The following is a 12,082-nucleotide window of genomic DNA, read 5'->3' as shown; positions in this document are numbered from 1 at the left end:
GGCGACCCCGGCCTAGCGCAGCGCGAGCTCGTCCTCGCTCTCGCGGGCCAGCCGCAGCAGGTTCTGGCCGTAATTGGTCTTGGCGAACATCTCGCCGCGGGCGATCAGCTGCTCGCGGGTGATGAAGTTCTGGAGGAAGGCGATCTCCTCCAAGCAGGCCACTTGGAGACCCTGGCGGTTCTGCAGGGTGCGGACGAACTCGCTGGCCTCCAGCAGGCTGTCATGGGTCCCGGTGTCGAGCCAGGCATAGCCGCGCGACATCCGCTCCACGTAGAGCTGGCCGCGTTGGAGATAGGCCTCGTTGACGCTGGTGATCTCCAGCTCGCCCCGGGCCGAGGGCTTCACGGCGGCGGCGATGTCGAGCACTTGGTTGTCGTAGAAGTACAGGCCGGTCACCGCCCAGGTCGATTCCGGGTTCTGCGGCTTCTCGACGATCTTGGTCGGACGCCCGGTCTTGTCGAGATTGACCACGCCGTAGGCCTGCGGGTTGTCGACGTGGTAGGCGAACACCGTCGCGCCGTCCTTGCGCGCCCGCGCCTGGTTCAGCAGCTCCCTCATGCCGGCGCCGAAGAACAGGTTGTCGCCGAGGATCAGCGCTACGTCGTCGGTGCCGACGAAGTCGCGCCCGATCACGAAGGCCTGGGCGAGACCCTCCGGCCGCGGCTGCACCGCGTAGCTGAACTGCAGGCCGAACTGCTCGCCGGTGCCGAACAGGCGCTTGTAGTTGTCGAGGTGCTCCGGCGAGGAGATGATCAGGATCTCGCGGATGCCCGCCAGCATCAGCACCGAGATCGGGTAGTAGATCATCGGCTTGTCGTAGACCGGCAGCAGCTGCTTGTTGATCGACAGCGTCGCCGGATGCAGGCGCGTGCCGGATCCGCCGGCCAGAACGATGCCCTTCATGGCTTGGAAGCTCCCTCTCGGACCGGCCCCACGAGCCGGTCGAGGATGTCGTCGAGCGCCGCCTGCCAGGGCCGCGGCGCGATGCCGTAGGCCGCCGTCAGGCTGTCGGTGGACAGGCGCGAATTGGCCGGCCGCCGGGCCGGTGTCGGATAGGCGGAGGTCGGGATGCCGGTGACCGGGATCGACCGGCCGCCGCGCCGGGCGGCGCCCGCCACGATCGCCTCGGCGAAGCCGTGCCAGGTGGTGGCGCCGGCATTGACGCAATGGAACGTGCCGGTGGGTGCGTCCGGGTCCTCGGCGAGCCGTTGGGCGATCACCGCCAGGGCGGCGCCGAGGTCGGACGCCGAGGTCGGGCAGCCGTGCTGGTCGTTGACCACCGTCAGGGCGTCGCGCTCGCCGGCGAGCCGCAGCATCGTCTTGACGAAGTTGCCCCGGTGCGGGCTCACCACCCAGGCGGTGCGCACGATCGCGTGGCGCGGGTTGGTGGTGCGCACGGCGAGCTCCCCCGCGGCCTTGCTGGCGCCGTAGACGCTCTGCGGGTCGATCGGCTCGTCCGGGGCGTAGGCGCCCTCGGGCTTGGTGCCGGCGAAGACGTAATCGGTCGAGACGTGCACGAGTGGGATTTTTCTCGCGGCCGTCGCGCCTGCCAGGATCGCCGTGGCGAGCGCGTTGAGGCGCCAGGCCTCGACCACGTCGGACTCGGCCTTGTCCACGGCGGTGTAGGCGGCGGTGTTGATCACCGCCCGATAATCCCGCGCGTCCAATGTCTTGGCGACGGCGCCCGGGTCGGTGATGTCGAGCTCCGCCCGGCTTGGCGCGTGCACCGACACGCCGGCGGGCCAGGCCAGGGCCTGCAGCTCGGTGCCGACCTGTCCGGCGCCGCCGAGGACCAGGATGTCCATCAGCCGGTCAGCCCGAGGCGCTCGCCGGTGTAGCGGCCCTCGCGGATCGGACGCCACCAGCTCTCGTTGTCGAGATACCAGGCCACGGTCTCCTCCAGCGCCTGCTCGAAGGTCTTCTGCGGCCGCCAGCCGAGCTCGGTCTCGGCCTTGGTGCAATCGATCGCGTAGCGCCGGTCATGGCCCGGCCGGTCGGTGACGAAGCTGATCAGTTTCTCGTGGGGGCCATGCTCCGGCCGCAGCCGGTCGAAGGCCGCGCAGAGCGCCTTCACCACCGCGAGGTTGTTGCGCACCGCCCGGCCGCCGAGCAGGTAGGTGTTGCCGACCCGCCCGCGCTCCAGCACGGCGACGAGGCCCTTGGCGTGGTCCTCGACATGGATCCAGTCGCGCTCGTTCAAGCCATCGCCGTAGACCGGCAGCTTTTTGCCCTCGAGGGCATTGAGGATCATCAGCGGGATCAGCTTTTCCGGGAAGTGCCGCGGCCCGTAATTGTTCGAGCAGTTGGTCACCAGCACCGGCAGCCCGTAGGTCTCATGCCAGGCCCGCGCCAGGTGGTCGGAGGCGGCCTTCGAGGCCGAGTAGGGCGAGCGCGGATCGTAGCGGCTCTCCTCGGTGAAGAACGCGCCCGGGGGCAGGGAGCCGTAGACCTCATCGGTGGAGACGTGCAGGAACCGGAAGGTCTTCTTCTCCGCCTCCGGCAGGGCTTCGTAATAGCCCCGGGCGCCGTCCAGCATGGTCTGGGTGCCGATGACGTTGGTGCGCACGAACGCACCCGGATCGGTGATCGAGCGGTCGACATGGCTCTCGGCGGCCAAGTGCATCACCGCCTGCGGCTTGAAATCGGCGATGGCGGCCTGCACTGCGGCGCGGTCGCAGATATCGGCCTCGACGAGACGGTGGCGCGGGTTGTCGGCCAGGGGCGCCAAGGAAATCGGGTTGGCCGCGTAGGTCATCGCGTCGAGGGTGCAGACCTCGTGGCCGAGATCGTTGACGAGGTGCAGCACCAGCGCCGAGCCGATGAAGCCGCAGCCTCCGGTCACCAGAATGCGCATGGCGTGTCCCCCTCGGATCGTTCGCGTAAAGACATGGGCTGCCGGCAGCTAAAGACCGCCCGGCGTGACGAAAATACGGCCCGGCCGCTTGGCGGCCGGAAACATCGCTTCAGAACGCTGTTCAGAACACCTGGCCGAGCGCGGCGAGCCGGGGGGCGCGGCGGTCCTTGTCGGACAGGATCGCGGCCTCGCCGGAGACCGGCCACGGGATCCCGATCTCGGGATCGTCCCAGGCCAAGGCCCGGTCGTGCTCGGGGCTGTAATAGGCATCGACCTTGTAGGCGACCATGACGTCCGGGGTCAGGGTGCAGAAGCCGTGGGCGAAGCCGTGCGGGATGTAGAGCTGCTCGCCGTTCTCGGCGTCGAGGGTCACGGCGACGAACTTGCCGAAGGTCGGCGAGCCGCTGCGGATATCCACCGCGACGTCGAGGATCGCGCCCTGGAGCACGCGGATCAGCTTGGCCTGGGCCTGCGGGGCGATCTGGAAATGCAGGCCGCGGATCGTGCCCTGGGGGGCCGAGAACGACTGGTTGTCCTGCACGAACGGGGTGGTGATCCCGGCCCGGGCCATCGTGTCGGCCCGGAACGTCTCGGAGAACCAGCCGCGGCTGTCGCCGAAGCGCTTTAGCTTGATGCGCTTGACGTCCGGAATCTCGGTGTCGATCACGTCCATGCCAGCGCGTCCCTCCCCGCGGATATCTCCGCCCCGGTCGTCCCGGGCATCGCGCCCGCCGCGCCGAGAACGACCTCGATGATCGACCCGCGACTTCCGGTCATTCGCCGGCCGTGTCAAGGCGTGCGACCTGCGGGGATGCGCGCCTGCGCGGTTTTCGCGAGGATTGGTCTTGGGTTATGGGGCGCCGATGACGGGCGGATCGGTGGAGTCCCTGCTGCGCGACCATCTCGCCGACCCGGCCTGCGCCTGGAGCCTCGGCGCCTACGGGGCGGTAGCCGCCTTCTCCCGGGACCCGGCCGAGCCGGTCACATTCCGCGATGACGGGCGGATCGGGTTGGCGACGGCACGGGGCGCGATCTTGCTCGCCGCAACGCCGGACTTGGTGCCCTTCGCCTACGAGACCGGCTTCACCGGCGGCTGGAGCCAGGCCGTCGCCCTGTGCTTGCCGGAAGCGGCCTGCGCCATGGGCGGGCGCGCCGTGCTGACCGAACTCGGGCCGGACGCCGCGGCTGTGCGGGCGCAGGATCGCGGAGCGATCCTGTTCGATCTCGGGCTCGGGCTCCGGGCGGTTCAGGCTTGCGTGCGCGTGGCCGATCCCGGCCTGATCGATGATCTGCGGGCCGCCGCCGGCCGGCCGATCTTCGCCCCCGGCAATCCGGTCGGCCCCATCCTGTTCGCGGCGGGCCCCCACCGGGTGTTCCTGGCCCGGTTCGGCCGGATCGAAGTGTACACGCCGATCCCGCCGGAAGGGCGCGCGAGCGCCCCCGGGCCGCACACCCACATCCTGCCCAAACTCCTGCGCCTCGGCCGGACCCATGCCGCGACCGCGCCGATCCCGCCCGGCCTCGTGCCCTGCGCGGCCCTGCATCCGGCCCACCCCGCCAAGGACGCGGCGGGCCGCCGGGCCGGCTTCGACGCCGCCCGCCACGCCGCCTTCGGGCGCCTCCTCGATGCCTGGGGCGATCCGGCGCTCACCGCGCTCCGGCGCATGGTGCTGGCCGGCGGTGAGCCCGATCCCGCCTTGGCGAACGGCCGCTTCGCCCGTTCGGCGATCCGGGCGGCGCGGGCGCAGGTTGTGGCGATGCGTAACTGAGCGCCTCTCCCGTCATTGCGAGCGCAGCGAAGCAACCTAGGGCAGCGCGCGATCCCAGGATGTGGCGCGTCCCTGGGTTGCTTCGCTGCGCTCGCAATGACGGTGGTGGCTGGTGTGAACCCTTCGACCAACCACCCTCGCCAACCGAAAACGCTCTCAGCGAACCGGCGGCGGAGGCGGTGGCGCCAGCAGCGGAGCGAGCGCCGGGTGGTCGCCGGCGGCGATCCAGGCTCCGCCCTGCGGGTGGATCTGGGTGGCCGCGCTCAGGGTGCCGGCGCGAGCCTGGGCCACGAGTTCGGCGAGCGAGAACGGGCCTTCGACCGTGTCCCGGTAGACGTAGAACAGAGCCGCCGGCGGCGGTGGCGGCGGGGCTGGGGCGGCCGGGTTGGTCAGGCGGAGCAGGGCCTCGGTGGTGAAGGCGGCGGGTTCGATCACGCGCTTGTCGACGGCTCGCAGGGCCGGCGGGTCGGACGGATCGCGGTTGGCCTCCTCGGCGGGCACGTCGGCGAGGCTGCCGGGGATCGGCTTGGTCCAGGCCTCGATGTGGGCGAGCAGCGCGTCGAACAGCCGGTCCGGATCGCCCGGCAGGCCGCCGGCCTCGACAGCGCCCTGGCGCCAGCGCCGGCTGAGCGCATCCGCCACCGCGTGGCCGATGCCGCCGACCCTTGCCTCGGCGTCGAAATTCACCGTCTCCCGCCGGGGCGCGTAGGCGCGCTTGGCGGTCCAGGCGAACAGGGCCGCCATCGCCAGGTTCTGGACCGGCGACAGGGCCGCCTCGGCCTCGGCGAGCTGGGCCGCGATCGCCGCACGCTGGACCCGGTCGAACAGCTTGCGCCGCAGGGTCCGCTCCGAGCCGACGCTGCGCCAGTCGCCGGGCTCGAAGGCGAAGCGCCACAGGCCGGTCTCGGGCGCGCGCTGGAGCAGACCGAGGCAGCCGGCGCGCAGGAACAGCGACAGGGTCTCGCGCAAAGCATCGGATTCCTCGGCCGAGGGGGCGACCGGGTCCGGGAAGCGGAGATAGTCCTTGTGGTTGTGGAGCGGGATCGCGTCGAGGCGGTCGAGCTCCTGCGCGTAGGCATTGCGCCAGTCGCGCCGCAGGGGGCCGAGCACGTCGAGCGGCACACCGGACAGCTCGCAGTAGCAGACGATGCGGCCGCGTTGGCTCGATTCGAGAAAGCCGATCTCGCCCGCTCCGAGCACTGGCGGCAGGCTCGCCCGGAGGATCGGGCCGAACTCGGCCTGGAAGGCGCGCGAGCCCTCCACCGCCAGGATCGTCTTGAACTGGTCGCCGCCCGGGCTGAAAGCGTCGAACCGCGCGTAGATCCAGGGCATGCAGCGCAGCAGCATCAGCTCCAGGGTCTCGCGCTGTTTGGCGGGGGGCAATTCGCGGAGCGCATCGAGCGCCGAGGGGATGCGGGCGCGGTACGGCCCGAGCCGGCGTCGGGCCATGTCGCGCACGGCGTTGAGCAGGTCGGCCCGGGTCTCCTCCTCGCGCAGCAGGGCGAAGATCGCCCGCGACCCGCCATAGGCCCGGAACGCCTCGCGGGCCCAGGCGAGCTGCTCGGCGGGGGCGACGGCGATTTTTTCGGGCAGGTCGCCCGAGGGCAGGACCAGGAAGGTGCCGCCCGAGGGGCGCTCGATGGCGTTGCGGATCTCGGCGATGTCGAGGCGCAGCTCGCGCATCAGCCGGCCGACATCCTCGTGGCCCTGGTTCAGGGCGCCGAGCAGGCCGTCGTAGCGGGCGGCGCCGGTCTCCGGGTCGCGCCCGGTCCGGGTGCCGAGCCTGGCCGAGACCCGGCGCAGCAGCTCGGCCGCCTCGCGGGCGGCCACCGAGCGGATGCGCAGGACGCAGGAGCCGCGCAGATCCTCCCTTGCCTGCTCCAAATAGCGCTCGGCGTCGCGGCGATGGGAGAAGATCAGGCCGGGGCGGACCTGATCGAGCCGGCTGAGCGACGCGGAAAAATGCTCGGCCAGCATCTCGTCGGCGAGCCTCGCATAGGTGTCGGCGGCGGCGGTGAGACGGGCCAGCGCGCCGCCATCGGCCTCGATCAGGTCCTTCACGCCCTCGATCAGCGCCCGGGCGTAGTCGAGGCCGCCGCGCTCCTGGTCGTCGAGCAGGCGGTAGAGGGCGGCCGGCAGCGCGCCGTCCCGGTCGGACAGCCAGGCCGCCTCGAGCTTGGCGCGCACGTCCAGCACCTCGGCGCCGCGGGGGCCGTAGGCCGCGCCCGAGCCGGTGCGGCCCAGGATGTCGTCGCGCAGGCGCTCCGCCTCCTTGCGCAGGTTCGGGGCCCAGTCCCGCGGGCTGGCGATCTCGGTCTTGATCGCGTCCACCGCCTCCTCGACGCCGAGCGCCACCGATTCCTGGATCGACGAGCCGTCCGCCCGCTGCAGCAGCGTGCCGACGAGGTCGTATTCGGAAATCCCGGGCGGGGCCGGCCGCAGCACCTTCGGGAAGGCCTCGAAGGCGGAGAAGCGCAGGGCGAGGCGGTCGGCGGCGAAGCGGTCGCGCTCCTCGACCGTGGGGATGTGGCGCTCTCCCTGGCCCCGGGCGACGCCGAAGAACGCCTCGACCATGCCGAGACCGGCCCGGGCGGCGTGCTCCTCGAATTCGAGGCTGCCGCGGGTGGCGAGCACCGCTTGGCCGAGCGCCGAGTAGTTCAGCGAGAACAGGGCGGCGCGGCCGGCGCGGTCCGGGCTCGGCGGCGCCCATTTGCGCATCTTGTGCTGGGTCTGGTTGACCCCCGTCGAGCGCTTGCGGCCGGAGAATTCGGAATTGCCGAAATCCTCGAACAGCACGTCGGCCATCATGTCGTAGAGGTCGCCGATCGCGCCGGTGCGCTGGTCGGCGAGGTTCTGGGTGTCGAACAGGTAGACGTCGCTGAACGGCCGCTCGACTCCGCGGGCGACCCGGGCGTGGTCGCCCCAGCTCTCGACATAGGGCGGCTCCGGATTGCCGCGCATGGCGTATTCGAGCTCGGACAGGGTCGCGACGCCGTTGGCGAAGACCCTGTCCTTGTTGGCGCCGACATAGCCCGAGGGCAGGACCAGGAAGAGGTCGACCGCGTCCGGGCGCTTGGGCGTCTCGAGCGAGGAGATTGCGTAGCCGGCATCGATCACCGCCCCCGAGCCGGTGCCGCCGGCCACCGACGCCACCACGACGACGCGCAGGTCCGTGGAGGTGTCGAGGCCCAGCGCGCGCAGCTGCGCCTCGTTCGAGACGTTGGCCAGCACCGAGCCGGCCTTGGCGGTGAGCCGGTCCTGAAAGTTGCGGACCTCGTCGAAGAACAGCAGCCGCGCGATGGCTCGGATCTGCGCGGCGCCCTTGGAGGCGTCGATGCGGGACAGGTCCCGGGCCGGAAGCCAGGAATCGATATGCGGGTAGCTGCGCCGCTCGGCTTGGTAGCGCGCGAGATTGACCGCCTTCTGCAGGGTCTCGCCCTCGCGGAACGCGACCTTGGCCGAGAGCGCGTCGGTGGCCGCCGCCCGGCCGGCCTCGCGGGCCTCCAGGGTGTCGGTGTCGAAATACAGGAAGGACGCGGCCGGGAACTGGTCGAGGGCGCTGATCCGCGTCCCGTTCCAGTCGGCCTGGAGGATCCGGCGGCGCAGGCGCAGCAGCACCTCCATGCCGGTGCCGCCGAGGGCCACGAACACGGTCGGACGCACCTTCAGGAGCGTCTCGGTCTCGGCGGGCCGGGCATCAGCCATGGTCTCAGCGCCTCCGGTCGGGTGCGCGCAGGAACAGCGCCAGGGCGGCGCCGAACAGCACGAGGCAGAGGGCGAAGCCGGCCGCCAGCCCCGCCCAGGCCTGCCACAGCCGGCCGACCGTGGCGCTGACCAGGATCGACGCGGTGAGCATCAGCGCCGAGAACAGCATCCAGCTGGCGCCGTCGGCGGCGTCGAGCGTGGCGCGGCGGTTGATCAGGTGGGCGCGCACGCCCTGGCGGACGAACAGGAACAGCACCGCCAGCACCACCAGGGCTGCGGCGCCCAGCGCGAATTCCGTTGTGGTCGGCCCCCGTTCGAGGGTGCTGAACGGGTTCGCCCCGGTGCTCGTCCCGGAGGATGGCGGCGCGGCCTGGAGCGGATCCGCCTGCGGGGCCGGATTCTGCGGGGCGGGGATGGTGAAATCCTGCCCGGTCCGGGCCTGGGCGCGCACGAGTCCGGCAGTCCCCACGCGGTCAATGTACAAAACAATCATGCGCCGGGTCCGGGCTCCTGAAGGCGGGTGGCGCGGGCCGGCCCCCACAGCCCCGCCCGCACCTGCCAGCGGCTGCCGTCGGGGGCGCGCAGGGTCTGGGTGCGGTAGGACCGCAGGCTGACCCGCTTCGGGACGGTGCCGAGCATCACGGTCTGGACCCGCGCCCGGGCGAGCGCGAGAGCCCCGAGACCGGCTGCGCCGGCTAGTGCCAGGGCGCCGGAGGCGGCGGCGATCAGCGGCCAGGGCGAGAACGCCGCCTCGATCCGCACCGGCAGGCTCACCGCGGCTTCCGAGACGCCGCGATAGTCGCGGAACAGGCCGGGCAACCGGCCCTCCACCGCGCGCGCATCCCCAACCGGCCCGCCCATCTGGTCCCCGGACAACAACCCGCTGCCGAAGATCGGCCGCACCCGTTCCAGGAAGGCCGGATCCAGTGCCAGGCGCAAGTCCGCCAGCCGCAGGGTGAGCGTTCCATCCACGGTGCGCCCATCGGAGAACAGGCCGGCGAGGCCGGTGGGGCGCGGGATCGGCGGGAGGGTCAGCACCACGGCGAGCGGGCCGCTCTCGGCCTGGGGCGCCAGGTCGGCGATTTCCGCGGGCGAGACCGCCGCCTGCGCCAGCCCGGCCTCGGTGCCGACCTCGCTCCAGCTCAGGGCCAGCCGGGCCGCAGCGACCCGCTGCGGGTAGAGGCCGTTCTGCAGATGCGCGGTGAGCCGCAGGGCGGTGCCGGCGGTGGCGTCCGCCCCGCTCACCACCAGCACGCCGTTCTCCAGGCCGGCCTGCAAGCCGCCGGTGTCGAGCCGGTCGAAGCGCAGATTCAGGCCGCCGGCCAGAACCGGCTTCAAGCTCACGGGCGGATGGCTGAACAGGGCCTTCAGGCCGGGCGCGGTCACGGCGGCTTCGAGGGCCCGGCCGCCGGCCGCGCCGTAGCCGATGCCGTAGATGACGAAGCCGCCCTCGGAAAAGTTGCGACCCTTCAAGGGCATTCGCACCGGGTAGGCGACGATCCGGCTGATCGCGTCGGACTCGCGCAGGGCCGCGTAGAAGGCGGCGGTGTTGCGCTCCACCTCGGCGCTGTTGCCCGGGCTGTTCTTGTTGTTGGTGACCATCCAGATCACCCCGTCCCGGCCGCGCAGGCCGGTGCGGATCGCGCCGAGCAGCGCACCGTTGAAATCGGCGTCCGCATAGGCGGCGCTGCCGGCCTTGCGCGGCAGGTCGATCGCCGCGATCGCCGCCCGGACCCGCGCGGCGTCGTAGGTGCCCTCGTACAGGATGCGCGGCGAGGGCCGGCCCGGGACCTGCCCGTCCTGGTCGAAGGTCGCCACGGCGATGTCGGCCCCCGGGATCCGGGCCGCCGCAGCCAGGGCCTCCACCAGCGGCCGGAACTGCGAGCCCTCGGCGGTGAGGAACGGCTCCATCCAGCCGGAATCCTGCACCAGAAACACCTGCCGCACCGGCGCCTCGGCCCAGGCGCGGCCGCCGAGCAGGAGAACGAGGGCCAGCACGGCCCGAAGGAGCGCCATCATGCCGCGCGCAGCCGCAGGGCGTGGCAGCGGCATTCCGACCGGCTCCACAGGTAGAGGACACCGTCGTGCAGCAGCGCCCGCGCGTCGCCGATCCGTGACACCGCGAGACCCACCGGCAGCCGACGCAGGCCGGCGCCGTGGGCGTGGTGGAGGACGTGTCCGGTCACCGGCGCCGGCAGGCTCTCGCCGCGCAAAAAACCGCCGCGGGGGCCGGGAATGTCGAGGGCGAGCAGGATCGTGTCGCGAGCCAGCGCCAGCCGGGGCACCAGCAGGTTGCCGGCATGGGCGCCGAGGTTGAGCACCTCTTCGGCGGCCTGCCACGGCACGTCGAACCGCTCCGCGCCGGAATAGGTGCCGGGCCCGGCCGCGAGATGCGGCCCGTCGAGGCGGTTCAGGGCCGGATCCGCAGCCAGCGCGGCGAGGTGATAGCGGCCCTCCATCATGCCGAGCTGGTGGTGCAGGTCGGCGCGGTCGCGCCACGGCGCCTGGGCGATGATCGGCGCGAAGCCCGCGGGCCAGGGGGTGATTCTGGTCTCGTCGCCGAGGGTCCGGCAGGTGACGAACCCGCCCGGGCCGGTCCAGAAACAATCGCCGAGGCGGTTGGTCCAGGGGCCGGCGAAATCCGCATCCGGAGCGAAGCGGCCGAGATCGCGCAGGTCGAGGGCGTTCGACTCGGCGTCTGTCCGGCAGAGGACGAGGCGCCCGTCCCGCTCGCCGAGGACGAGGAGGTCGCCACGGCGCCAGCATGGGGCCGACAGGAAACGCAGACCTAGCGTCCGGGCCTCGGCATGGACGAGGCGGCTTCCAAGCTGGGGTAGAATCACGCTGACCAGCGCCTCGGCAGTGGCGTAGGCGATGCCCCGGCGGCCCGCCGTCAGGCCGGAGCCCACCGGATCGGGCAGCAGCCGCCCGAGGCCGACGAACTTTTGGCCATTCCATTCCTCGAACGCGCCGAGATTCTCCTGGAACAGGTAGAGCGCCGCCGGATGTCCGGCCCGGACCAGCGCGGGCACACCGCTCGGCAGCGGCACCGCGGCGACGTTTGTGGGGTCGATATCGAGGATGTCCGGGGCCGAGGCCGGGACCGGAGGGCCCAGGGCGGCGCCGGTCTCGGGCGAGCGGGCGAAGGCAGCCGGGAACGCCCGGCCGTGCTGGTCTCGCCGGATGCCCAGATGGGCGATCCGGGCATCGTCAGCGGGGACTACGATTCCCCCAACCTCGGCCGCGATGGGCCACCCCCCTGCGAACCGCCAGTGCTGGCGCCCGGGCAGGCTCGTGACGCGCAAGTCCGGATCGATCGGCCAAAAACCCTCCGGGCCGGCGCGGGCGAGCGGCGATGGATCGTCCAGACTCAAGGGCACCGGTCCAGGGGCGGGAAGGCGGCGGGGATCGTTCCCGATTTTTTGCGGGATGGGAAGGGTGTGGGCGACGGGATGGCCCATCCGTTGACGCGCGCTCCCTCCCCCTCTGCGGGCTATCGGACTCACACATCCCCGAATGTGGCGCGGGTCCCCTCTCCCGTGCGGGAGAGGGACAGGGTGAGGGATGCGAGTTTTCCGGAAAAACAGGGTCCCTCACCCCAACCCTCTCCCGCACGGGCAGGGGAATCGCATTTGGCAGGAGGGTCTTTCGGCGCAGGGCGAACTGGATTCTTTGAGGTCTCCTGGAGCACGGGAGATCCTGCATGGGCGGTCTGGGTGTGTTTTTCGCGGCGGTTCCGGATCCTCGGTCCGGC

Annotated in this window: 9 protein-coding genes; 1 reads left to right on the top strand and 8 read right to left on the bottom strand. The window is 71.9% G+C overall.

From position 1 onward, the window contains the following. Positions 1 to 12: 12 nt before the first annotated feature. The 4 genes from rfbA to rfbC form a co-directional block, all read right to left on the bottom strand. Entirely contained in the window at positions 13 to 903 is an 891-nt protein-coding gene (rfbA, locus tag MKL20_RS30235; RefSeq protein ID WP_244039789.1) for a glucose-1-phosphate thymidylyltransferase RfbA, read from the bottom strand. Beyond that, positions 900 to 1,805, bottom strand: a complete 906-nt coding sequence (gene rfbD, locus MKL20_RS30230) for a dTDP-4-dehydrorhamnose reductase (RefSeq protein WP_244039788.1) — start codon at positions 1,803 to 1,805, stop codon at positions 900 to 902. The genes rfbA and rfbD overlap by 4 nt, the downstream gene beginning before the upstream one ends. Beyond that, positions 1,805 to 2,854, bottom strand: coding sequence for a dTDP-glucose 4,6-dehydratase (gene rfbB / locus MKL20_RS30225; RefSeq protein ID WP_244039787.1), 1,050 nt, complete (start codon positions 2,852 to 2,854; stop codon positions 1,805 to 1,807). Before rfbB ends, rfbD begins: the two co-directional genes overlap by 1 nt. A 121-nt stretch (positions 2,855 to 2,975) precedes the next feature. Continuing rightward, positions 2,976 to 3,527, bottom strand: a complete 552-nt coding sequence (rfbC, locus tag MKL20_RS30220) for a dTDP-4-dehydrorhamnose 3,5-epimerase (RefSeq protein WP_244039786.1) — start codon at positions 3,525 to 3,527, stop codon at positions 2,976 to 2,978. Between the two features lie 190 nt (positions 3,528 to 3,717). On the opposite strand from rfbC, the gene MKL20_RS30215 reads away from it, so the two are divergent. Then, the gene (locus MKL20_RS30215; protein ID WP_244039785.1) at positions 3,718 to 4,623 is read left to right on the top strand and encodes a DUF6925 family protein; all 906 of its coding nucleotides are present in this window, start codon (positions 3,718 to 3,720) and stop codon (positions 4,621 to 4,623) included. A 156-nt stretch (positions 4,624 to 4,779) separates the two neighbouring features. On the opposite strand, the gene MKL20_RS30210 is transcribed toward MKL20_RS30215, so the two are convergent. The 4 genes from MKL20_RS30210 to MKL20_RS30195 are packed head-to-tail and all read right to left on the bottom strand — an operon-like array spanning position 4,780 to position 11,708. Then, the gene (locus MKL20_RS30210) at positions 4,780 to 8,328 is read right to left on the bottom strand and encodes a tubulin-like doman-containing protein (RefSeq protein WP_244039784.1); all 3,549 of its coding nucleotides are present in this window, start codon (positions 8,326 to 8,328) and stop codon (positions 4,780 to 4,782) included. A gap of 4 nt (positions 8,329 to 8,332) precedes the next feature. Beyond that, complete coding sequence (locus MKL20_RS30205) at positions 8,333 to 8,821, bottom strand: hypothetical protein (RefSeq protein WP_244039783.1); 489 nt, start codon at positions 8,819 to 8,821, stop codon at positions 8,333 to 8,335. Continuing rightward, positions 8,818 to 10,380 carry a hypothetical protein gene (locus MKL20_RS30200; RefSeq protein WP_244039782.1) on the bottom strand — a complete coding sequence of 521 codons (1,563 nt, stop codon included), beginning with the start codon at positions 10,378 to 10,380 and terminating at the stop codon, positions 8,818 to 8,820. Before MKL20_RS30200 ends, MKL20_RS30205 begins: the two co-directional genes overlap by 4 nt. After that, the gene (locus MKL20_RS30195; RefSeq protein WP_244039781.1) at positions 10,344 to 11,708 is read right to left on the bottom strand and encodes a hypothetical protein; all 1,365 of its coding nucleotides are present in this window, start codon (positions 11,706 to 11,708) and stop codon (positions 10,344 to 10,346) included. The genes MKL20_RS30200 and MKL20_RS30195 overlap by 37 nt, the downstream gene beginning before the upstream one ends. Positions 11,709 to 12,082 lie beyond the last annotated feature (374 nt).

It is taken from the genome of Methylobacterium sp. E-066, assembly GCF_022829635.1.
Taxonomy (GTDB): domain Bacteria; phylum Pseudomonadota; class Alphaproteobacteria; order Rhizobiales; family Beijerinckiaceae; genus Methylobacterium.
The sequence above is the reverse complement of the archived record's forward strand: the minus strand, read 5'-3'. Positions and strand labels throughout refer to the sequence as shown.

Coding starts and splice junctions, on each gene's coding strand:
- rfbA (WP_244039789.1), bottom strand. CDS start 903: ATGAAGGGCATCGTTCTGGCCGGCGGATCCGGCACGCGCCTGCATCCG.
- rfbD (WP_244039788.1), bottom strand. CDS start 1,805: ATGGACATCCTGGTCCTCGGCGGCGCCGGACAGGTCGGCACCGAGCTG.
- rfbB (WP_244039787.1), bottom strand. CDS start 2,854: ATGCGCATTCTGGTGACCGGAGGCTGCGGCTTCATCGGCTCGGCGCTG.
- rfbC (WP_244039786.1), bottom strand. CDS start 3,527: ATGGACGTGATCGACACCGAGATTCCGGACGTCAAGCGCATCAAGCTA.
- MKL20_RS30215 (WP_244039785.1), top strand. CDS start 3,718: ATGACGGGCGGATCGGTGGAGTCCCTGCTGCGCGACCATCTCGCCGAC.
- MKL20_RS30210 (WP_244039784.1), bottom strand. CDS start 8,328: ATGGCTGATGCCCGGCCCGCCGAGACCGAGACGCTCCTGAAGGTGCGT.
- MKL20_RS30205 (WP_244039783.1), bottom strand. CDS start 8,821: ATGATTGTTTTGTACATTGACCGCGTGGGGACTGCCGGACTCGTGCGC.
- MKL20_RS30200 (WP_244039782.1), bottom strand. CDS start 10,380: ATGCCGCTGCCACGCCCTGCGGCTGCGCGCGGCATGATGGCGCTCCTT.